The sequence below is a fragment of the Pseudoxanthomonas suwonensis genome (genome assembly GCF_000972865.1).
Taxonomy (GTDB): domain Bacteria; phylum Pseudomonadota; class Gammaproteobacteria; order Xanthomonadales; family Xanthomonadaceae; genus Pseudoxanthomonas; species Pseudoxanthomonas suwonensis_B.
On the sequence record NZ_CP011144.1, the window covers coordinates 563773 to 584328 of the forward strand.

Annotated in this window: 18 protein-coding genes; 6 read left to right on the forward strand and 12 right to left on the reverse strand. The window is 69.4% G+C overall.

Going from position 1 to position 20556, the window contains the following annotated elements; all coding sequences use genetic code 11:
* Positions 1 to 12 precede the first annotated feature (12 nt).
* The 3 genes from WQ53_RS02470 to WQ53_RS16560 all read right to left on the reverse strand — a co-directional run bounded on the left by WQ53_RS02470 (position 13) and on the right by WQ53_RS16560 (position 3021).
* A complete protein-coding gene (locus tag WQ53_RS02470; RefSeq protein ID WP_052630087.1) occupies positions 13 to 1509 on the reverse strand; it encodes a DUF1254 domain-containing protein in 1497 nt (498 codons plus the stop codon).
* A gap of 222 nt (positions 1510 to 1731) precedes the next feature.
* Positions 1732 to 2634: a 4-hydroxy-tetrahydrodipicolinate synthase gene (gene dapA / locus WQ53_RS02475; protein WP_052630089.1), complete on the reverse strand. Its 903-nt coding sequence runs from the start codon at positions 2632 to 2634 to the stop codon at positions 1732 to 1734.
* Positions 2635 to 2826: 192 nt separating this feature from the next.
* The gene (locus tag WQ53_RS16560; protein WP_144409200.1) at positions 2827 to 3021 is read right to left on the reverse strand and encodes a hypothetical protein; all 195 of its coding nucleotides are present in this window, start codon (positions 3019 to 3021) and stop codon (positions 2827 to 2829) included.
* Positions 3022 to 3364: 343 nt separating this feature from the next.
* Between WQ53_RS16560 and WQ53_RS02480 the strand changes: the two genes are divergently transcribed.
* On the forward strand, positions 3365 to 3832 hold the full coding sequence (locus WQ53_RS02480; RefSeq protein ID WP_052630091.1) for a fasciclin domain-containing protein: 468 nt from the start codon (positions 3365 to 3367) through the stop codon (positions 3830 to 3832).
* A gap of 58 nt (positions 3833 to 3890) precedes the next feature.
* On the opposite strand, the gene WQ53_RS02485 is transcribed toward WQ53_RS02480, so the two are convergent.
* The gene (locus WQ53_RS02485; RefSeq protein WP_052630093.1) at positions 3891 to 4634 is read right to left on the reverse strand and encodes an SDR family oxidoreductase; all 744 of its coding nucleotides are present in this window, start codon (positions 4632 to 4634) and stop codon (positions 3891 to 3893) included.
* A gap of 104 nt (positions 4635 to 4738) precedes the next feature.
* Between WQ53_RS02485 and WQ53_RS02490 the strand changes: the two genes are divergently transcribed.
* On the forward strand, positions 4739 to 5638 hold the full coding sequence (locus tag WQ53_RS02490; protein WP_052630095.1) for an AraC family transcriptional regulator: 900 nt from the start codon (positions 4739 to 4741) through the stop codon (positions 5636 to 5638).
* A 165-nt stretch (positions 5639 to 5803) separates the two neighbouring features.
* Here the strand turns inward: WQ53_RS02490 and WQ53_RS02495 are convergent, their stop codons facing one another.
* The 8 genes from WQ53_RS02495 to WQ53_RS02530 form a co-directional block, all read right to left on the reverse strand.
* Positions 5804 to 6679 (reverse strand): hypothetical protein, encoded by an 876-nt coding sequence (locus WQ53_RS02495; RefSeq protein ID WP_144409201.1) that lies wholly within the window; start codon positions 6677 to 6679, stop codon positions 5804 to 5806.
* 18 nt (positions 6680 to 6697) lie between these two features.
* Positions 6698 to 8707, reverse strand: a complete 2010-nt coding sequence (locus WQ53_RS02500) for a caspase family protein (RefSeq protein WP_144409202.1) — start codon at positions 8705 to 8707, stop codon at positions 6698 to 6700.
* Positions 8708 to 8973: 266 nt separating this feature from the next.
* Positions 8974 to 9174, reverse strand: a complete 201-nt coding sequence (locus tag WQ53_RS17170; RefSeq protein WP_201774037.1) for an isochorismatase family protein — start codon at positions 9172 to 9174, stop codon at positions 8974 to 8976.
* A gap of 115 nt (positions 9175 to 9289) precedes the next feature.
* Positions 9290 to 11143: an esterase/lipase family protein gene (locus WQ53_RS02510; RefSeq protein ID WP_082112810.1), complete on the reverse strand. Its 1854-nt coding sequence runs from the start codon at positions 11141 to 11143 to the stop codon at positions 9290 to 9292.
* Between the two features lie 51 nt (positions 11144 to 11194).
* Positions 11195 to 11713, reverse strand: coding sequence for a hypothetical protein (locus tag WQ53_RS02515; RefSeq protein ID WP_052630103.1), 519 nt, complete (start codon positions 11711 to 11713; stop codon positions 11195 to 11197).
* Between the two features lie 48 nt (positions 11714 to 11761).
* Positions 11762 to 12730, reverse strand: a complete 969-nt coding sequence (locus WQ53_RS02520; RefSeq protein WP_428992259.1) for an alpha/beta fold hydrolase — start codon at positions 12728 to 12730, stop codon at positions 11762 to 11764.
* A 105-nt stretch (positions 12731 to 12835) separates the two neighbouring features.
* On the reverse strand, positions 12836 to 13495 hold the full coding sequence (locus WQ53_RS02525; RefSeq protein ID WP_236685892.1) for a response regulator: 660 nt from the start codon (positions 13493 to 13495) through the stop codon (positions 12836 to 12838).
* A gap of 10 nt (positions 13496 to 13505) precedes the next feature.
* Positions 13506 to 16571 carry a sensor histidine kinase gene (locus WQ53_RS02530; protein WP_158497802.1) on the reverse strand — a complete coding sequence of 1022 codons (3066 nt, stop codon included), beginning with the start codon at positions 16569 to 16571 and terminating at the stop codon, positions 13506 to 13508.
* Positions 16572 to 16754: 183 nt separating this feature from the next.
* On the opposite strand from WQ53_RS02530, the gene WQ53_RS16955 reads away from it, so the two are divergent.
* From WQ53_RS16955 to WQ53_RS02550, 4 genes are all read left to right on the forward strand, one after another.
* Complete coding sequence (locus WQ53_RS16955) at positions 16755 to 17198, forward strand: helix-turn-helix transcriptional regulator (protein ID WP_052630111.1); 444 nt, start codon at positions 16755 to 16757, stop codon at positions 17196 to 17198.
* A gap of 13 nt (positions 17199 to 17211) precedes the next feature.
* A complete protein-coding gene (gene wrbA, locus WQ53_RS02540) occupies positions 17212 to 17811 on the forward strand; it encodes an NAD(P)H:quinone oxidoreductase (RefSeq protein ID WP_052630113.1) in 600 nt (199 codons plus the stop codon).
* Between the two features lie 36 nt (positions 17812 to 17847).
* Positions 17848 to 18501 (forward strand): hydrolase, encoded by a 654-nt coding sequence (locus WQ53_RS02545; protein WP_052630116.1) that lies wholly within the window; start codon positions 17848 to 17850, stop codon positions 18499 to 18501.
* Between the two features lie 225 nt (positions 18502 to 18726).
* A complete protein-coding gene (locus WQ53_RS02550) occupies positions 18727 to 20556 on the forward strand; it encodes an amidohydrolase (protein WP_052630118.1) in 1830 nt (609 codons plus the stop codon).

Sequence of the window (20556 nt, forward strand, 5' to 3'; positions counted from 1 at the left end):
CCCGATCGGCTTTCAACGCGCCCTCACGACCGCCGGCGGCGTCCACTTGCCGCTGGTGATCGCTTCTTCCGGCCAGTACGACCGCACATAGAGCGAGAATTCGCCATCCTTCGGCGACGGCAGCCAGTTGGCGCGCTGGACCGGATCCTGCGGCTCGTCCGGCTGCACGTAGATCGTGAGCGACCCGTCCGCCGCCTTCTGCAGGTCCTTGTTCTTGGTGCCCACCGAGTAGCGCCCGATGTCGTTGGGCTCGAAGAAGTGGTGCCGGTTGTACATGGTGAGCGACCAGAAGCCCTTCACCGGCGGCAGCTCGCCGTCCGCGAAGGTGACGGTGTAGCGGTGGGCGCTGCTCAGCCGCTGCCCGTCAGCGTCCAGGTCCTGGTAGAAGTACTTGGTCTCCTGCGGCTTGTTGACCAGGATGTTCGACTTGGCGACGGCGGTGCGGGTGAAGTAGTCGGTGCCGAACGCCGCGCCGTTGTCGATCGTGGTCCAGTGGTGCGGCAACGGGACGCCGTAGTTGCGGAATTCGAACAGTGGCGCGACCAGGTCCTTGTCCGCCTTCTTCACCTCGTCGACCATCGCCGCCTTCAGCTTCGGGTCCCGCTCCGCCGCCGCGAGCAGTTCCCGCAGCGCGGCATAGCGCGGCTCCTCGCCCGGCAGCGGCGGCGCATCGTCCAGCAGCACCGCCAGCTGGTCGAGGAACGTCTCGGGGAAGACCCACTTCGTCTCGGCGCCGTCGCCTTCAGGCTGCGGGAACACCGGCAGCTTGGACCAGTCGCGCTTCTTCACTGTGCCGTCGAACTCGGCGAGCGGGTACGCGTCGATGAGGTTGATGACGTCCTGGATGGCGCGCTTGTCTTCCGGCGTGTCGTCCTGGTACGCACGCGGGGCGAAGAAGCCCGTGTTCGTCGGCGAGCGGAAGACCTTCTTGATGCCCGCCGGCACCTCGCCATCCCAATCCGGCCCGACCAGCAGGTAGAACCCCGGCTCGGTACCGTACATGGCGCCCATGTCCGCGAAGCTGTCGGTACGCAGGTCGACGATCTGGTAGACCCAGAAGCGGTCGCCGAAATCGGGGACTTGCAGTACGACCGGGCTCACGTCCAGCGCCAGCGGGCCGCCGCCATAGACGACGTCCTGGTTCGGGCAGGCGACAGCGCGTTCCGCCGGATCGATGTAGTCGGTGAGCATGGCCATGCGGTTGACCGGCGCGAAGGGCAGGACGCCACCGAGCAGCCCAGGTTCGGGCGCCTGGCCGAACCCCAAGCGCTTGTTGTAGATGTTGGCCATCGGCCAGCCCCACAGGTACGCGTCCCGCGCCAGCATCCGGGCATAGGCTTCGGTGATGCGGGTGCCTGGCACGGGCCCCGGAACCTGGGTCGTCGTGGCCTCCGTCGCGGGAGCCACCGAAGTTGCCGCCGGCATCTCCGCCTCCTGTTTCGACAAACACCCGGCGGCCATCAACACTGCCACCAGCACGAAGGCATGCCGTAATAGGGTCAGGTTCATTTTTCCGCTCCGTTCGTGCGCAGGAGGACAAACAGCCGCCGCCCCATGATTCGTACAGGGGGCGGCTCGGACCCTATCCGAAGGCAGGGCGGCACATTGTCCCCGGAGGAACAATTCCCCGGTCGGGACCGGAGCATGCGCTGCTGGATATCCCGGGGCGGCGGTCCGCCTCGCGGATCGCTGACCGGGCCGGATGGCCGCGCCCGGCAGCCGGACCGGGCCTTATGCGGGCAGCAGGCCCGCCTCGCGCAGCGCCGCCTCGACCCTGGCCTGGTTGCCCGGTTCCAGCTCGGTCAGTGGCAGGCGCAGCACGCCGCCGCACAGCCCCAGGCGCTGCACGGCCCACTTCACCGGGATCGGGTTGGCCTCCACGAACAGCTGCTTGTGCACCGGCAGCAGGCGCATCTGGATCGCCATCGCGGTGGCGACGTCGCCGGCCAGCGCTGCCGCGCACAGTTCGCGCATCAGGCGCGGGGCCACGTTGGCGGTGACGCTGACGTTGCCATGGCCACCGGCCAGGATCAGGAACACCGCGGTGGCGTCGTCGCCGGAATAGATGGCGAAGCCTTCCGGCGCCTCGCGTACCAGCCACTGCGCGCGCTCGATGTTGCCGGTGGCCTCCTTGATGCCGACGATGCCCGGCACCTGCGCCAGCCGCAGCACGGTGTCGTGCTGCAGGTCGGCGGCGGTGCGGCCGGGCACGTTGTAGAGCACGATCGGCAGTTCGCCGGTGGCCTCGGCGATCGCCTTGAAGTGGCGGTACTGCCCTTCCTGTCCCGGCTTGTTGTAATACGGCACCACCTGCAGCTGGCTGTCGGCGCCGACCTGGCGTGCGAACTGCGCCAACGCGATCGCCTCGCCGGTGGAGTTGCCGCCGCAGCCGGCCATCACCGGCACCCGCCCGGCAGCCTGCTCAACCGCGACCCGGATGATCTCGCAGTGCTCCTCCACGTCCACGGTCGGCGACTCACCGGTGGTGCCGACCACCCCGATACAGTCGGTGCCCTCGGCCACGTGCCAGTCGACCAACCGGCGCAGCGCGCCGTAGTCGACGCTGCCGTCCGGATGCATGGGGGTGACGAGCGCGACGATGCTGCCGCGGAGGGGGATAGAAGGAAGGGTCATGGGTATCGGCAGGCGCTGACTTGACGGAAGACGCCGATTCTAAGCGCCACGGCGAACCAGTGACCGGGGCATGCCCTCCTGACCACGCGATCGTTGTTCCGGAAACCGATAGGAAGGAAGGCAACCTCGCGAGACAGACTGGTCAACTACCTGCCAGGGAGTGAACCGCCGGCTGTCGGCCCGATGTGTCGCTCAGAAGCGGATCGGGGACACATCGAGGTTAGTCACCGTGCTTGATCCGGCGAGGTCCGCCGATGGATCCAGTCCGTCTTCCGGAATCGGCCAGCCTTCGTTCTCCGCACATGCCACTGCCTCGGCGGACTGCAGGACAGCCAGCAGGACAGGGAAGTCCTGCGTGACGACACGATGGAGTTTTGTGGTTCGCATGCGGATTCCCGGGTACCGTGCGGGCCGGCACGCTTCGGGCGCAGGAAATGCCGCTGCAACCGGATCGTGCACAGTCGCAAGCTAGCACTGAATCATACGCCGCACTCCATGCGAGACACGCCTCCGGAGGCCTCCCTCACGCGGCCGTCACCGTGAAGGGAACATGGTGCCCCGGCTACGGTGCAACACCGTATCGGCCCCTCTGCCGCGCAACCCATCCCATTTCCCGCATTGAGACCACGCCTGCCTCGACGAGGCAGGCCACGGCCTCGGCCGCTTGCTCGATTCGCGAAACGCCCATCGGACGCGATGCGGATCCTGAAATGAGATAGGAACATACCCCATGGAAACCCAACGGAAAGATTCCGGGCAGAACCCCTCCGGCACGCAGCAGGACATCCTGTCCACCTTCGCCCAGAAAGGCACCTTCAAGACGTTCTCCAGCGCCGTCGACAAGGCCGGGCTCAACGACATGTTCGCCGGCCCGGGCCCGATGACGGTGTTCGCACCCACTGACGAAGCGTTCGCCAAGCTTCCCGCCGGCAGGCTGGACGAGCTGTTCCAGCCTGGTAACAAGGAAGAACTGGCGGCGCTCGTCAACTACCACGTCGTCAAGGGCCGCCGGAACGCGGTGGACGTCGGCAAGTGGGAAGCGGCACGCACGGTCCACGGCCAGAACGCGCCGATCCAGCTGTCGCGCGGCAACCTCAGCATCGATGGCGCCAATGTGACCTCGCAGGACATCGAGTCCAGCAACGGCATGATCCACGGGATCGACAAGGTCAATATCCCGCAGGCCAGGAAGAACTGAGCGATCGAGTGTGAAACGGGCGGCGGGAAAGGATTCCCGCCGCCTTTCGCCGTGTCCGTCAGCCCTGCCCCGCCAGCGCAACGGCGTCGGCACCCGCCGGGAAGCGCAGCCGGCCCGCCGTATCGGTGGCCGCGTGCCAGACCGCATCGGCCACGTCGGACTCCTGCGTCACGGCAGCGACCCCGGCGAGCCCGGCGAAGATGCGCTGCGCGTACGGCGCGTACGCCTCGGGAATCAGGCCCTGCATCCGCTCCTCGCCGTTGGCGGTGAAGCGCGTGCTGGGCGCATAGCCCGGTTCGACCAGCTTCACCGCCACGCCGAACGCGCCGAGTTCGTGCGCGAGCGAGGCGGTGAATCCCTCGATCGCGGTCTTGCTGGCCGTGTAGGCGGCCACCAGCGGCATGGGCGCCAGGGTCGCGCTGGAAGTAACGTTGACGATCACCCCGTCCCGGCGCGCGCGCAACTGCGGTATCGCCGCCTGGGTCATCGCCATGACGCCGAAAGTGTTGGTCTCGAACACCTCGCGCACCGTCGCCATCGGCGTGGCCTCGAACGCGCCGAACAGCCCGATGCCGGCGTTGTTGACCAGGACGTCGATCGGGCCGCTGGCCTCCAGCGCGGCGTCGATGCTCTCGGGCCGGGTCACGTCCAGCGCCAGCACGCGCAGGCGGTCGTCGACGGGCAGCAGTTCGGGGCGCGGCGTGCGCATGGTGGCGATGACGCGCCAGCCGCGGGCATGGAAGTGGCGGGCGGTCTCCAGCCCGTAGCCGGAGGAGCAGCCGGTGATCAGCACGGTCTTCATGGGGGGGTTCCTATCGGGAGCAGTTGATCCGGGGCACACGATAGGGGAGCATCCCAGGACCATCTACGCGCCAAAGTCCATATTTAATTTGCCATCGTCCAGAGATGAGCGACCCCCTGACCGACGTCGTCCACCTGCTGCGGCCCCGCGCGGTGTTCTCCAAGGGCATCGGCGGCGCCGGCGCGTGGGCGGTGCGCTACTCGGAATTCGGCGAGCCGAGCTTCTGCGCGGTGCTGGAGGGGCGCTGCCGGCTGGCCGTCGACGGCCACGACGCGATCACGCTGGAGGCGGACGATTTCGTGCTGCTGCCGGCCACGCCGGGCTTCACCCTGTCGGGAGAGGAAGCGGACACGCCCACGCACATCGATCCGAAACAGGCGCCCGCGCCCACCGCCGAGGTGCGCCACGGCGTGCAGGACGGGCCGCCGGACGTACGGCTGCTCGGCGGCTGGTTCCTGTTCGACGCGGACGAACCCGGGCTGCTGGCGTCGCTGCTGCCGGCGCTGGTGCATGTCCGCGGCGTGGCGCGGCTGTCGCAGCTGGTGCGGATGCTGGGCGAGGAAGCCGGCGACGACCGGCCCGGGCGCGAGGTGGTGCTGACCCGGCTGGTGGAACTGCTGCTGGTGGAGGCGCTGCGCGCGGCGCCCGGACGCGATGCGCCGACGGGCCTGCTGGGCGGGCTGGCGGATGCGCGCCTGGCGCCGGCACTGCGGCAGCTGCACGCGCACCCCGCGCGCGCATGGACCGTGGCGCAGCTGGCGGACGCGGCGGCGCTGTCGCGCTCGGCGTTCTTCGACCGCTTCACGCGCACGCTGGGCGTGGCGCCGATGGAATACCTGCTGGCGTGGCGCATGGCGCTGGCCAAGGACCTGCTGCGCCGCCATGACCTGGGCATCGCCGAGACCGCCGAGCGCGTGGGCTACGCCTCGGCCAGTACCTTCAGCACGGCCTTCAGCCGGCATGTGGGGCGGTCGCCCGGTCGCTATGCGCGAGGGGGTTCGTGAGGCGCCGACTGATTGATGGCCGTCCGCTTCGAGTCGGGATCCACCCTCAACCGGGAGCTGCTTCCGCGGGAACGGACATCGGGAAGTCGGCGCGCCTCCGGTCCACTGCTTGCAGGCTTCGCTGGCGGTCCCCTGTCGGGGCAGCGACGGGTTGTCTTGCTTCCGTCAGCCGATGGCCTCCGCGATAGCCTTGGCAACACGCGGGTCACCCAGGTAGCCGGCGATGGAGTGCGGGTCGTCGTAGCCGTTCTCGAAGTCCGGGTAGTTCTCGATCCCTGGACCGAAGTTGCCCTGGGTCAGTTCGGCGCGCAGCGCAACGAAGTCTTCCGGATCGGAGCCGTTGATCCACCGCTGTACGTTGTCCGGCCGGGTCCGTGGCTTCGGGAAGCCCTTGCGGACGCTGTCGATGCCCAGCGGCGAGCCCAGGGTGATCAACAGCGGCGACTGCCGGGGGCGCCCGTTGCGGGCGAACTCCCGCAGCAGCGAATAGGCCACGATGGTGCCCAGCGAATGCGACACCACGATCACCGGCTCGTCGTCCTCGAAGATCGGCCGGACCAGCTTGTTGACCTCGTCGTGGACATGCTGGTTGCGTATGTAGGCATGCGCCTGCCCCAGGACGCGCAAGGCCAGCGTCCCGCGGAAGGGAGAAACGGTTTCGACGACGCGCGAAATCGCCTTGACCCACTTCTTGTGCAGTCCGGCGCCCTGGGGAACCGCCGTCACCGCAACCTCGGCCTGGATCTGTTCCTCGGTCGCGCCCATGCGCAACGCCATTTCCTTCAGCGCATCGACCGCGAATTCGTCGAAATCGGCAGGCGCGTCTTCCGCACCCAGTGCGATGGCCTGGCTGGTCACCCTGGCCGAACTCAGTTGCTCGAGCGTATCGCCATAGAACGCGGCGTCGATACGCGACAGCTTGCCCAGGGGATCGGGGCCATGCCTGGCGTAGGTGGCGCGCAGTGCGCCCAGCCAATCATCCTGGATCTTCTGGGCGCTTTTCCCTTGCTGGTTGATGCCGTGGACCAGGACCATGCGCATGGTTGTTCACTCCGCTAGCTATACGGACAGAAGTTGTCGGGCCTTCCGCTTGCCGGTCTTGATGCCCGCCAGCTTGACGAGCGCTTGTCGCCCGCCGGGCGCCACATTGGTGAATGCGCCGGGCGCCAGATGGGCCATCGCCGCCAGCGCCTGCTTGCGCCAGCCCTCTGCGCTCTTGTCGCAGTTGGCGGTCACGACCGCCCCCCAGGCCTGGCGCATCCAGGGTATCCGCCCGGCGATCGGATGCCGCTCGAAACCCGGCGTGGGATCGAAAGTGAAGCTCTGCCTCTGCTCTTCCGGGGTACGCGGCTTGCGCGCGGCCACCGCGGGGATGTCGGCGTACAGCCGTCCCTCCGATTCGCTGATGGTGCCGCCGCCGTAGAGGACGATGTCGAGCGGGACCGGCTGGGCGTGCGAGGCATAGAAACTCGCCATCGAACGCAGGCTGTCGACATCCCGGATAGTGTCGTAGAACTGCGCCGCGATGCAGCCCAGGGTGATGATCCGGTGCTTGCCGTGCCGGAGGAAGGCCGCCGTGCTGATGATCTCCTCCTGGCTCAGCAGGCCGGAATGCGCCTGTGCAAGCAGATCGATGGCCATCTGGCCTTCGTATGCGCCGGCTCCGATGGGACGATGGAACAGGCTGAGGAACCCATCGCCCATGACGTGCAGCGCGGCGACGAAACCCTGGACCACGCAGACCGAATAGATGCGCCCATCCGCCAGCGTGACCAGCGTGTCGCTCCACCCCAGGCTGTTGCTCTCGCCTCCCAGCCAGATGCGGAACCAGTTGGGTTGTCCATCCACGCGCGATTCCTCGCCGAACGAGGCCTCGACCTTGGCGACCTCGGCGCCGCTGACGCAGATGCCGCAACCGCTTTCGAAATGGTCGCGAACGGTGGCACTGCCCACCTCGTCGGCGAACGCCCGGCGCCGCGCCTCGCGCGCCTTGGCGATTGCATTGTTCCGGGCGGCCAGCGCAGGCGCCGGCGCCTTCGGCCTGGCCAGCGCGATCCTTTCCACCGCGCGAGACGCCTGCGTGGAGCCCTTGCCTGGGCGAGAGCCCCCCCTCCCGCTGCTGGCGCGCGGCGGGGCCGCAGCGCCGGCGGAACTGGACGCGTCATCCTCAAGCACGGCATCTGCAACGGAGTCGCCGATCTCGGGCTCCGGCCGGCCTTCGGTCGCCGGCGGCGGCACCTTCAGATAGGTGCGGTCGGTATAGAAGCCAGGCTTGGGACGCGGAATCATCCGCACGCCGTATTTCCCGGCCTCCTGCGCGACATTGCTGTCCAGGTAGCGGGCAAGCGACTGGCTGGTGACGACCCTGTCCTGGCCGATCTGCTCGAACGAGGCTTGCGCCGCATCGCCCTCCAGCGCATCGAGCAGCACCTCGGTGAACAGGCAGAAATCGTCCTGGCCGCCCGCGGCCTTGATCATGAAGGCCTGTTTCCCCACATCGACCGCGAAGAACTGGTCCAGCTCGTACGGACGCTGCTCCTCGTCGGGCATGTCCAGCACCGGGCTGCCGACGATGTCGAGGAAGCTGGCCGAGAACTCCTGGCACGCGTCGCCGATGATGGCGACCTGCCTGGGGCCGTAGTACTCCAGCATGCGCTGGAGCGAAGACACCTTGATGGCTTCGGTCGGGCGCTTCTTCCAGTGGGTCAGGATCCAGTACTGGTCGCCGACGGCCAGCGCCGCGCCATGCCCGGCAAAGAACACCACCAGGCGCTTGAGCTCGGTTTCATCGGTAACCCGCTTGATGGCCGCCGCGATCTTCTTGCGCAGCAGGTCGACGGTGATTTCCTTGTGCTTCCGGTCATGGACAAGGACCGTCGCATAGCCCTGGGCGGCCGCCCAGGCCGCCATTCTTTCCGCGGCCTTGATGGCCCCGGGCAGTTCGTCCAGTCCGCCCCCTGGCCTGGAGACGGCGATGGAAATGAAGATTCGTTCCGCCGCTTCTGCCACGTCCGGCTCTCCGTTCAGGACAGCAATGGCCAGGAACCGGCAAGGCCGGTCCTGGCTCATCAACGGAGCCAACGGGAAGGCGGGGAAACAACGGCCAAGCGCTTGGCCAAAAGGCGACGGAGGCCGAGGTTTCCCCGCATTCGTCTTGCGGGCGGGCGGCAGTCTGGCGACCTGCGCCCATCTTTGCGTTCGATGGGCCTCGTGCCCTGCGACGCAGGTTCGATTCGAACGATCAATTTTCGGGCATCCGGCCCAGCAGTTCGTTCGTGGTGCATATGATGTGCGCATGCGTCGGGCCGTTGATCGCATGCGCCGCGCGCATTGCCTCAGGGGGTGAACGCGGCCGTCGCGTCGGTCACCAGGGCCACGTGGTAGCCGAGTTCGGAGGCGAACCGCCCGGTCGTTTCGATGCAGGTGTTGGTGATCAATCCGATCAGGACGACATGGCCAATGCCATGCTGCCTCAGCAGGAAGTCCAGGTCCGTGTTCGCGAACTCGCTCCCGCCCCAGTGCTCCTTGGCGATCAGGTTGCCGTCCCGGGGGGCGAAATCCGGGTGTCATTCTCCGCCCCAGCTTCCCCGCGCGAACACCTGGACGCGCGCCGCGCCGGATTCGCGGGATAGACCGATGCGTCTTCGCTGTTCATGGTTGCACCTCGATGTCGTCGCGCCTGGAACTCCGGGATGCGGGGTCGATCCGCGGCCGGTCCGCATTGATCGCTCGCGGGCTGCCCGGCGTTCCTGCGGACGCGCCGTTGCGATCCAGTCCTTGGCCGGCTTCGGCGCCCGCGTCGCAGCGGCGACCCTGTTCCTCGCGCAGGATCCAGATGATCCTGGCGATGGCTTCCGGGTTCCGGTACAGGGTGTGGCCGGCGTCGACGACCAGGGTCGAATGCGCACCCGGAAGAAGCGAGCTCTCGAGCGGAACGACGCCGTCGCTGCCCTGCCCATCGAGATCGCCGGCGATGGTGTGGTAGCGGATGCCCGCCGCCGGCAGCAACGCCTCGCCCGCGCGGCGTACCGGTTGCATCGCCTGCAGGGTGGTGATGCTGTTGAGCCTGGCGAGGCGATAGCTGTCGAGCAGTTCCGGCCGGACCGATTCCGGATAGGCGTCCGCCACGCGCCGCAAAGCCTGGATCTCCGGGGCGCGCCTTCCGACCAGGAGGCGGGCGATTCTCCCGGTGAGACTCGTGGCCCTGGGACTTCCCTTGTGCGGCGCGGCCAGGAGGATCAACGCACAGGCCCCTGGATAGGGCTTGATCAGGAAGGTGGCGCGGATTCCCGCCACGTCCTCGGCCGAGCCCTCGAGCCGGTCGGGGGGCACCGTGAACGCGGCATCCCACAGCGTCGTCCCGCTGTCGACCGCAAGCAGCCTGGATACCACGCCACCCAGGCTGTGCCCGATCACGATCATCTTCCCACGCGCCGGATCGTCCTGCTCCGGATCCAGCAGCATCCACATCCGGTCCAGGTAGTGCTGGACCCGGAGCCTGGAGATCAGCAGCGGTGCATTGGTCTGGAAGACGACATGGATCACCTGGTAGGACTCCCGCAGCGCGGGATCGGCCCATATCGCACCGGACAGTTCGGACCAGATGATGGGGTTGCTGCCCAGCCCATGGATCATGACGACCGGAACCCGGTCCGGATCGTAGTCCTGGAGCAGGTAGACCCCTGCACGCGCGCCGATGCCCCTGCCGCCGATCAGGCCATAGACGCCCTGCCGCGGAAGGCGCGATGCGGAAGCGCCGAGCTGGTAGAACGACAACGCGTCGAAATACGGATGCACGCTGCGTCCGGCCACGACCACCGGATCGGACCGGGCCGGGTCGACGACATGCAGGACCGGCGATCCGTCTTCGCCATACTCGATCCAGGCGGTCGCCCACTGGTAGATGCCCTCGGCCGGATACAGCTCGCATCTCGGATCGTCCACGCAGCGGTCGGTCCTGAGCACCACCGGGAGCCCGAATCCGGGCTGCCTGAAGTTCCAGCCGGGAGGGAGCTCGACGTCCCACGCAGGCGTGATCGCGTAGGCGCCCCGGAACATCCGGCTCGTCCCGACGATCCGAACGTCGACGGTCCGTCCCGCGATGGTGGTCCTGCCGTCGCTCCATCCACGCGGGCGGCGGCGGAATTCGGAAAGCAGCGCCTGGTCCGAGCAGCGTCCAATCAGGTCCACGCCGACGTCGGAAGCGGATTCCGCTGCGGGAAGCGCGGCCTGGGCGATGCGGATGCAGTCCAGCAGCAAACGCGTCCGCGCAGGCGAATCCGGGAGCAGCTCGGCCCGCCGGGCCAGCTTCAGTGCCGCATCCACCGAACCGGGAGAAGCGTCTGCGCCCGCCGACGGGCCGGCATGCCCGGACGCATCCACCTCCACCGGCAGCGAGGTGCAGCCGGTGACGAGTACGGCTCCCAGCAGGCAAAGCCATGGCCACGGATTGCTTCGGGCCCGGTGCCGGCAACCGGGCCGGTGAGGATTTCTCTCGGCCCTCATGGCAGATCCCGACGGCCCGGAACTTCGACGTCGCCCGGCCCCGGATCGGGACTAGCGCGCCGCGACGCCCACCGGAATCCGGGACGATCGGCGTATCCGCAGGACCTGCCACGCGGCGCCGGCCAGATAGACGACGAACCCGACGCCCACCAGCGCCTTGAGCAACGGGTCTTCGGGGCTGCTGAACGCCGGGCTTCCCAAGGGCAGCCGCGTGCCGGTCTCGGTAAGCCCCGGAATCAGATGGAAGAAGAGCGTAAGCGAGTACCCCAGCACCGCAACGTAGCGGGCCAAGCCACCAGTGCGCCCCCGCTTCTCCGCGACATACGCGACCGCCAGGACCACCAGGGTGAGGATCGCCAGTGCATGCGGCGCGCCGAAGCCGCCGTGCCGGAAGATGAACAGGCCGGTGACCGACGTCGCCACGGTCAGCACGACGTAGGCAAGTCCGGACCGGGAAGCGGTGGCGATCTCGCCATGGCGCACCAGGGCGGCGATGCCGCACGCCACCGCAACCAGTGCGATCAGGGTATGGAACGCACCGAATGTCGAAAGAGTCAGCGTATCCAGCATGGCGGTTCTCCGTAGGGGGCACCGGGACCCGCGCCCGCGGCGCGGGCTTCAGGCACGGGCAAAGGCAAGCAGGTCCGCATTGAGCTGGTCCCGGCTCGTATCTCCCAGCGAGTGCGAGCCGCCCGCATAGACCTTGAGCGTGGCGCCAGGAACCAGTTTGGCGGACAGCCTGGCCGATGCATCGATCGGAACGATCTGGTCGTCATCGCCATGGATGATCAGGGTCGGGACGTCGAACTTCTTCAGGTCCTCGGTGAAGTCGGTCTCGGAGAACGCCTTGATGCAGTCGTAGGCGTTCTTGAATCCGGACTGCATGCCCTGCGTCCACCACGAGCGGATATTGCCTTCGGACACCTTGGCGCCAGGCCGGTTGTAGCCGAAGAACGGACCGCTGGCCACGTCGAGGAAGAACTGCGCACGGTCGGCCAGGTAGGCCTGGCGGAAACCGTCGAACACCGACAGCGGCAGCCCGCCCGGGTTGGCCGGCGTCTGCACCATGATCGGCGGCACCGCACCCATCAGCACCGCCTTGCCGACCCGGCCGGTGCCGTGCCGGCCGATATAGCGAGCCACTTCGCCGCCACCGGTCGAGTGGCCGACCATCATCACGTCCTTGACCCCGAGGTGCTCGAACAGCTGCTGCAGGTCGTCGGCGTAGGTGTCCATCTCGTTGCCGTGCCAGGGCTGGCTGGATCTCCCATGGCCGCGCCGGTCATGGGCAATGCAACGGAAGCCATGACTGGCCAGGTGGAACACCTGCGGATCCCAGGCGTCAGCCGACAGCGGCCAGCCGTGGCTGAAGGAGACGACGGGGCCACTGCCCCAGTCCTTGAAGTAGATCGTGGTGCCATCGCGGGTGGTGAAAGTGCCCATGCGTGCGTGCTCGTCTGGATGCTGCGGGGAAGGAGGCGCGGCCGTGGCCGGCCACGGCCACGCAGGCAAGACCATCGCCGCCGCGCCGGCGAGGATCACGCGGCGTCGCTCGGGATCACCGGGCTTGTCGGTCGGAACATTCATGCGGCGGCGAGCCTGTGAGGGTGCTGCGAGTGGCCTGAGCGTGCCTGCAGGCAACGCTTTGCTCTTGCATATCCGTGCGCTCCACCCCGCGCCGGAGCTGGCGGATCAGAGCTGGATGATTCCCCGCTTGATCGCGATGGTGACCGCGTGGGTACGGTCGTTTGCGTCGAGCTTGGACATGATGCTCTTCATGTGCGCCTTGACCGTCTCTTCCGAGATGCCCAGGCAGCGCGCCACGCGCTTGTTCGCGTTGCCATCGGCGACCTCACGCAGCACCTCGATCTCGCGCATGCTGAGCGAGTCCTCGCCCACATGCGCGGCCAACGCATCCGCGACCTCGTGCGGCACCCGTCGCCCGCCGGCGTGCACCGCGCGGATCGTGTCGACCAGTTCGCGCCGCAGCATGCTCTTGAGCAGGTAGCCCTGGGCACCCGCCCGCAGTGCCTGCAGGGCCTGCACGTCCCCGCGGTAGGTGGTCAGCACCACGATCCGCGCCGAAGGGTCCTGCGCGCGGATCGCGCCGATCGCGGTGATGCCGTCCATGCCCGGCATCTGCAGGTCCATCAGCACCACGTCGGGCCTGTGCAGGCGGTAGAGCGCGACCGCCTCCCCGCCCTCTTCGGCTTCGGCCTGCAGGAGCATGTCCGGCTGGGTGCCGAGCACCGCGGCGATGCCTTCGCGGAGCAGCGGATGGTCGTCCACGACCATGACCCGGATCGGGCCGGCGGCGGCGCACACGGGAGCGGGGACGGACAGCGGCGCCATGGGACGGGTATCAGGCGGGCTTGCCGCCGAAGATAGCGCGCAGCCAGGCCTGGCGCGAGGCCTGCAGGCACGGACGGTAGGCGCTGCCGGCCGGCATCCGCAGTTCGACCTCGGTGCCGGCACCGGGACGCGACCAGATCCGCAGCCGCGCGCCGATCCGGCTGGCGCGCTCGCGCATCCCGTGCAGGCCCCAGTGGCCGGGCCGGCCGCCACGCTGCAGCATGTCCGGATCGATCCCGCGGCCGTCGTCGAACACGCGCAACCGCAGCTCGCCGGGACCATAGTCCACCTCGACCCTGATGCGTCCGGCCTCGGCATGGCGGCAGGCGTTGAGCATGGCCTCGCGGCCGATGCGGTAGAGCTCGTCGCGGACGATCGGGTCCAGCGCCTCGGCCGTGCCCTGCACGCTCACGTCGAACCGCACGTCCGTCGCCTGCGCCAGCTCCTCGCCGAATGCGGCCAGCAGGTCCTCCAGGTCGCCGGCGTCGGGCGCGGTGGCGCGCAGGTCCAGTACGCGGTCGCGCCCCTCCACCAGCACTTCGTCCGCACGCTGCAGGGCCTGCTCCATCGCGCTGCGTGCCGGATCCAGCGGCGGCAGCGTCACCGACACGGCCTGGAAGCGCAGGATCAGGCCCTGGATGCTCTGCAGCAGCGTGTCGTGCAACTCGCGGGCGATGCGCTCGCGCTCGGCGTGGCGCTCCTGCAGGCGCCCGCGGATGTGCTGGCCCAGCTGCCGCAGCCGCATCAGGTAGGCCAGCCATAAGCCTCCGGCCACCAGCAGCAGGCACAGCAGCATGAACCACCAGGTCTGGTAGAACGCCGGCCGGATGCGCAGCACCTGCGTGACCGGTTCTGGGCTCCATACGCCGTCCTCGTTGGCGGCGAGCACCTCGAAGTGATATCTGCCGGGCGCAAGGTTCGTGTAGAACGCCTGCCGTCGGGTGCCGGCCTCCTGCCAGGTGTCGTCCACGCCCTTGAGGCGATAGCGGAAGGCGACGCGCTCGGGCATGCCCAGGCTGGTGGCCGTGTAATCGACCTGCAGGTTCCGGGTATGCGCCGGCAACTCCAGCGGCGGACCCGGCGGGTAATCCACGTCGCCCGCGGAAACCGAGCGCAGCAGGACCTGGGGCGGACGCGGGTTGCGCCCGATGCGCGTCGGGTCGATCCAGGCCACGCCCTGGTTGGTCGAGAACCATAGGCGCCCGTCGCCGCCCTGCACCAGCGTGGGAGTGGCATTGGACTGGACCGCCACGCCCAGCAGGCCATCGCGTTCGTCGAACAGGCGGTAGGCCGGGCGTGCGCCTGGCATGAACGCGGCGGCGGCCTGCGCCGGTTCGAACAGCACCACGCCACGCCCGCCATTGAGCCAGAGACGGCCGTCGCCTGCCTCGGCCATGCCGGTGACGGCGACCAGTTCGGCCACGCGCGTTTCGTCGAGGGTATGGAAGCGGCGGCCGTCGAAGCGCGCCAGTCCGCGTTCGCCTGCGACCAGGAAATGGCGCCTGCCCGGCAGCAGCGCGGTGATCGCGCCCACGTCCAGGCCGGTCGTCGGCAGGCGCCCGCGCTGGCCCGCGTGGTGCCAGAACACGCGGCCGGCCGCATCGCCGGTCCACAGGCGCCCGGCCGCGTCGAACGCCATGGCCCGCGGCTGCGACACGCTCGCCGGCATCTGCAACTGCCATCCGGTTGGCTCGTCCCGCCGGTACAACCCGGCGCCGAGCAGGCTCATCCACAACGCACCATCGGGCGCGGTCGCGATCGCCTGGACGTCGTAGGTGGTGACCGAGGCCGGCGACGGAAGCGGCACTTCCTGCAGAGCGCCTTCGCGCCAGTGCCACAGCGCCCGGCCCATGAGCCACAAGCCGCCGTCGCCGGCAGCGACCATCGAAAGCACCTCCGGGAATCCGTCGGCCGCGACCCAGTGGCCATCGTCCTCGCGCAACAGGCGGCCGCCGGTCGCTATCGCGATGCCCTGGGCCGTGCCTGCGATGCCGAGCCCGCGATGGGCCATGTCCAGGGTCGACGCCAGCATCATCGCGTCGCGCCGGCGGAAGCGGTTGAGCCCCAGATTGGTGCCGATCCAGATGTTGCCTTCCACGTCCTGCAGCACCGGCACCGCCATGTCCGAGCTGAGCCCGTCGCGGCGGCGGAAAGCCTGCGCCGCCGCACCGGCCTGGGCGGGGAATTCGAGCCGCAGTACGCCGCCGTTGCGGGCATCGGTCAACCACAGGCTGCCATCGGCGGCGAAGGCCATGCGCTTGGCCGGCACGTCGGCCAGTCCGGGCACCGGTTCGATCCGGACCGTGCCGCCCTCCGCGATCAGGCGACGGGTGCCATGCGCGGCGTCCGAAAGCCATAGTGTCCCGTCGGCGGACTCGGCCATCACCGCTTCCACGCCGATCGCGAACGGCAACGGGTCGAATCCCTCCTGACCGCGGCGCCTGCGCAGCAAGTGCGTACCCGCCGCCAGCCACAGGTCGCCATGCGTGTCGGCGTGCACCCAGAAGGCCGGACCCGGCGGCACGCCCAGCGCGCGATCCGCCTGCATCCATAGGCCATCGCGCCATCGCGCCAAGCCGCCGCTGGTCGCGGCCCAGACCTCGCCCGCATCGTCCTGGATCAAGCGGTAGACCGCGCCCGTGGGCAGCCCTGAGCCCGGCGGGTAATGATCGAGCCGGCCAGCGTGCAGCCGGCTCGCGCCGCCACCGAAGTAGCCGACCCAGACATCGTCCGGCGCGCGCACCAGCAGCGCGGTGACGTTGCCCGACAGCCAGCGGCTGCCCTTGGGCGCCGGCACCCGCGAGTAGCCGATGCCGTCGAACGTGTAGACGCCGCTGCCGGTGCCCAGCCACAGGTGGCCGTCCGCGGCCTGGGCCAGCACCCAGATGTCGGCCGGCGCACCATCGCGGGTGGTCCATGCCGTGTGCTGGAAGTCGGCCAGCCCCGGGCGCACCGGGGCCGGGACAGCCGCTGCCGCTGCCGCCACGCAGGCAGCCCAGGTCAGGGCGAGCCCGCATGCGAGCCGCCAGGGAGAGCATCCGGTCACCAGGATCCGTCGCCAGCCGCGCGGGGACATCCCCGCCCCCATCCTAACGACAGCAACGTCGATCGGCAGTCGCGACGGCCTACCCCGATCGGGGGACGCTCCGGCTACGCCGATTGGGGTGCCGCGCAGTGCCGGAGCGGCGCAGCCTGTGTCCCAGGGGAACTCCACATCGCGTGCGGCCGCGGACGCCGCCGGACCAACCGGTACCCGATCATGCAGGCTTGCCAGGATCTCCACCGCACCCTTGCCCGCGGCGCCCCCGGGCTCAACGACCGCGCCTTCCAGCGCGCCCATGCCTTCATCGTCCTGCACCTGGGCGAGCATTTCACCCTGGCCGAACTGGCCGCCGCTTCGTGCATCAGCCGCTTCCATTTCGCCCGCCTGTTCCGGGCGCGCACCGGCTGCAGCCCGATGGCCTACGTGATGCGGATGCGCCTGGAGCGGGCCAAGGAAATGCTGGCCCACGGCGACCGCTGCATCGCCGCCACCGCCGCCGAGCTTGGCTTCTTCGACCAGAGCCACTTCACCCGCACCTTCCGCCGCGCCACCGGCATCTCGCCGCGCGCGTTCTCGCGCCAGTGCCGGCACGGGGCGACGTCCGGCGCAGCCCGGCTGCACGGCGAACCCCATCCATCGCATGCCCCGGCATGCCCCTGAGGAGCGACGAACAATGGCCAAGGTCCTGGTGCTCTACTACTCCGCCTACGGGCACGTGGAGGCGATGGCGCGCGCGGTCGCCGAGGGTGCCGCCGGCGCCGGCGCGCAGGTCGACGTCAAGCGCGTGCCGGAACTGGTGCCGGCCGAGGTCGCGCGCGCGGCCCACTACAAGCTCGACCAGGCCGCCCCGGTGGCCACCGTGGCCGAACTGGCCGACTACGACGCCATCGTCATCGGCACTGGCACCCGCTTCGGCCGCATGGGTTCGCAGATGGCCAGCTTCCTCGACCAGGCCGGCGGCCTGTGGGCGCGTGGCGCGCTGCACGGCAAGGTCGGCGCGGCGTTCACCTCCACCGCCACCCAGCACGGCGGCCAGGAGACGACGCTGTTCTCGATCATCACCAACCTGCTGCACTTCGGCATGGTCATCGTCGGCCTGGACTACGGCCACGCCGGACAGATGACCCTGGACGAGATCACCGGCGGCTCGCCCTACGGGTCCAGCACGATCGCCGGGGGCGACGGCTCCCGCCAGCCGACCGACAACGAATTGCAGGGTGCGCGCTACCAGGGCCGCGTGGTCGCCGAAACCGCGATCCGGCTGCACGGCTGAGCCGCCTTTCCTTCCCGACCCCCGAGGAGTCCACCCATGGCCAAGGCCACCCCCGCAGCCGCCGCGAACCTGCTGACCCCCGACGACCACGTCCTGGTCCTGATCGACCACCAGTCGCAGATGGCTTTCCCGGTGCGCTCGATCGACGTCGCCCTGCTGCGCACCAATACCGGCCTGATCAGCAAGGCGGCGGACGGATTCGCCGTCCCGACCATCCTGACCTCGGTGGCCATGGCCAGCTTCTCCGGCCCGCTGTTCCCGGAAATCACCGAGGTGTTCCCGGACGCGCCGGTGATCGACCGCACCACCATGAACGCCTGGGAAGACGCCAGCTTCATCGCGCGCGTGAACGAGGTCGGCCGGCAGAAACTGGTGCTGGCCGGGCTGTGGACCAGCGTGTGCATCGTCGGCCCGGTGCTGTCGGCGCTGGAACAGGGCTTCCCCGTCTACGTGATCACCGATGCCTGCGGCGACGTCAGCGACGAGGCCCACGAGCGCGCCGTGCAGCGCATGCTCCAGGCCGGCGCGCAGGCATTGACCAGCCTGCAGTACCTGCTGGAGCTGCAGCGCGACTGGGCGCGCGGCGCGACCTACGACCTGGTGACCGGCATCGCCCGCAGCAACGCCGGCGGCTACGGCATCGGCATCCAGTACGCCAAGTCCATGTTCGGCGCGCAGGAAGGCCACTAGTGGCACCGAACCGACCTGCCGGCTGCCTTCGCCTCGCCGCTCCCTCCCCCGGCGCGAAAGCGATGGCAGCCGTGCAGGTCGCTCCCGCCGCGGCACCCCGGCCGATGCGGACCGCCGCCGGCCCCGGCGATGCATGACCCCGCGCGACGACGGCTGGTGCAGGGCCTGGTCGCCGCTGCGGCCGCCACGCCGCTTGCCTCATCCGCATGGAACCGGAGCGCCTCGATGGCCGACCTGATCGTGCGCAATGCCCGCATCGCCACCCTGGCGGGCGCCGCTGCGCCGACGCCCGCGCAGGCGCGCGCCGTGGCCGTGCGCGACGGCCGCGTGCTCGCCATCGGCGACGAGGCCGCGGTCATGGCCCACGCCGGCGCGCACACCCGCATGGTCGATGCCGGCGGCCGGCGCCTGATCCCCGGCCTCAACGACAGCCATACGCACCTGATCCGCGGTGGGCTGAACTACAACCTCGAGCTGCGCTGGGACGGCGTGTCCAGCCTGGCCGAGGCGATGGCGATGCTCAGGGCACAGGTGGACCGCACCCCGGCACCGCAGTGGGTGCGGGTGATCGGCGGCTTCAGCGAGCACCAGTTCGCCGAGAAGCGGTTGCCCACCCTGGCCGAACTCAATGCGATCGCGCCGGACACGCCGGTGTTCCTGCTGCACCTGTACGACCGCGCCCTGCTCAATCGCGCCGCGCTGCGCGCGGTGGGCTACGGACGTGACACGCCCGATCCGCCGGGCGGCCTGATCGAACGCGACAAGGCCGGCAACCCCACCGGCCTGCTGCTGGCGCGGCCGAACGCACTGATCCTCTACGCGACCCTGGCCAAGGGTCCGCGCCTGCCTGCGGAATACCAGGCCAACTCGACCCGGCAGTTCATGCGCGAGCTCAACCGCCTCGGCATCACCTCGGTGATCGATGCCGGAGGTGGCTTCCAGAACTACCCGGAAGACTACGAAGTGATCCAGGCCCTGCACGCAAGCGATCAGCTGAGCGTGCGCATCGCCTACAATCTGTTCACCCAGAACCGGGGCGGCGAGCTGGCCGACTTCGAGCGCTGGAGCGCGATGCTGCGGCCGCGGCAGGGCGATGCGCTGCTGCGCCACAACGGCGCCGGGGAGATGCTGGTGTTCTCCGCCGCCGACTTCGAGGACTTCCGCGAACCGCGCCCGGCGCTCGCGCCGAACATGGAGGCCGAGCTGGAGGCGGTGGTGCGCCTGCTGCTGCGCGAGCGCTGGCCGTTCCGGATCCACGCCACCTACGACGAGAGCATCGGCCGCATCCTCGACGTCTACGAGAAGGTCGACCGCGACCTGCCGTTCGACGGGCTGCGCTGGACCATCGACCATGCCGAGACCATTTCCGCGCGCAACATCGACCGCGTCCGCGCGCTCGGCGGCGGCATCGCCATCCAGCACCGGATGGCCTACCAGGGCGAGTACTTCGCGCAACGCTACGGCCTGCAGGCGCTGGCGCACACGCCGCCGGTGCGGCGCATGCTGCAGGCCGGCGTGCCGGTCGGCGCCGGCACCGACGCCACCCGCGTGGCCGGCTACAACCCGTGGGTGGCGCTGTACTGGCTGGTCAGCGGCCGCAGCGTCGGCGGCCTGCGCATGTACGGCGAGGACAACGTGCTGGACCGCGAACAGGCGCTGCGGCTGTGGACCGGCGGCAGCGCCTGGTTCTCCGGCGAGGAGGCGGACAAGGGCAGCCTGGAGCCCGGCCGCTACGCCGACTTCGCGCTGCTGTCGGCCGACTACTTCGCGGTGGCCGAGGATTCCATCCCCGACATCGAGAGCGAGCTGACCGTGGTCGGCGGGCGCATCGTGCACGGCAGCGGCGGGTTCGCCGGACTGGCGCCGCCGCTGCCGCGGCCGATGCCGGACTGGTCGCCGGCGAACCTGCCGCGGCCGCCGCCGGCGCATGTACATCGGCAGCACTCGCGCGCCTGCTGCGTGCACGACCACGGCCGCATGCCCGCCGCGGCGCCCCCGGTGGACGATGTGCGCGCCTTCTGGGGCGCGTTCGGCTGCAACTGCTTCGCCTTCTGA

Excerpts from the sequence above, each read along its gene's own strand:
- WQ53_RS02470 (WP_052630087.1), bottom strand. The coding sequence starts at position 1,509 with ATGAACCTGACCCTATTACGGCATGCCTTCGTGCTGGTGGCAGTGTTG.
- dapA (WP_052630089.1), bottom strand. The coding sequence starts at position 2,634 with ATGACCCTTCCTTCTATCCCCCTCCGCGGCAGCATCGTCGCGCTCGTC.
- WQ53_RS16560 (WP_144409200.1), bottom strand. The coding sequence starts at position 3,021 with ATGCGAACCACAAAACTCCATCGTGTCGTCACGCAGGACTTCCCTGTC.
- WQ53_RS02480 (WP_052630091.1), top strand. The coding sequence starts at position 3,365 with ATGGAAACCCAACGGAAAGATTCCGGGCAGAACCCCTCCGGCACGCAG.
- WQ53_RS02485 (WP_052630093.1), bottom strand. The coding sequence starts at position 4,634 with ATGAAGACCGTGCTGATCACCGGCTGCTCCTCCGGCTACGGGCTGGAG.
- WQ53_RS02490 (WP_052630095.1), top strand. The coding sequence starts at position 4,739 with ATGAGCGACCCCCTGACCGACGTCGTCCACCTGCTGCGGCCCCGCGCG.
- WQ53_RS02495 (WP_144409201.1), bottom strand. The coding sequence starts at position 6,679 with ATGCGCATGGTCCTGGTCCACGGCATCAACCAGCAAGGGAAAAGCGCC.
- WQ53_RS02500 (WP_144409202.1), bottom strand. The coding sequence starts at position 8,707 with ATGAGCCAGGACCGGCCTTGCCGGTTCCTGGCCATTGCTGTCCTGAAC.
- WQ53_RS02510 (WP_082112810.1), bottom strand. The coding sequence starts at position 11,143 with ATGAGGGCCGAGAGAAATCCTCACCGGCCCGGTTGCCGGCACCGGGCC.
- WQ53_RS02515 (WP_052630103.1), bottom strand. The coding sequence starts at position 11,713 with ATGCTGGATACGCTGACTCTTTCGACATTCGGTGCGTTCCATACCCTG.
- WQ53_RS02520 (WP_428992259.1), bottom strand. The coding sequence starts at position 12,730 with ATGAATGTTCCGACCGACAAGCCCGGTGATCCCGAGCGACGCCGCGTG.
- WQ53_RS02525 (WP_236685892.1), bottom strand. The coding sequence starts at position 13,495 with ATGGCGCCGCTGTCCGTCCCCGCTCCCGTGTGCGCCGCCGCCGGCCCG.
- WQ53_RS02530 (WP_158497802.1), bottom strand. The coding sequence starts at position 16,571 with ATGTCCCCGCGCGGCTGGCGACGGATCCTGGTGACCGGATGCTCTCCC.
- WQ53_RS16955 (WP_052630111.1), top strand. The coding sequence starts at position 16,755 with ATGCAGGCTTGCCAGGATCTCCACCGCACCCTTGCCCGCGGCGCCCCC.
- wrbA (WP_052630113.1), top strand. The coding sequence starts at position 17,212 with ATGGCCAAGGTCCTGGTGCTCTACTACTCCGCCTACGGGCACGTGGAG.
- WQ53_RS02545 (WP_052630116.1), top strand. The coding sequence starts at position 17,848 with ATGGCCAAGGCCACCCCCGCAGCCGCCGCGAACCTGCTGACCCCCGAC.
- WQ53_RS02550 (WP_052630118.1), top strand. The coding sequence starts at position 18,727 with ATGGCCGACCTGATCGTGCGCAATGCCCGCATCGCCACCCTGGCGGGC.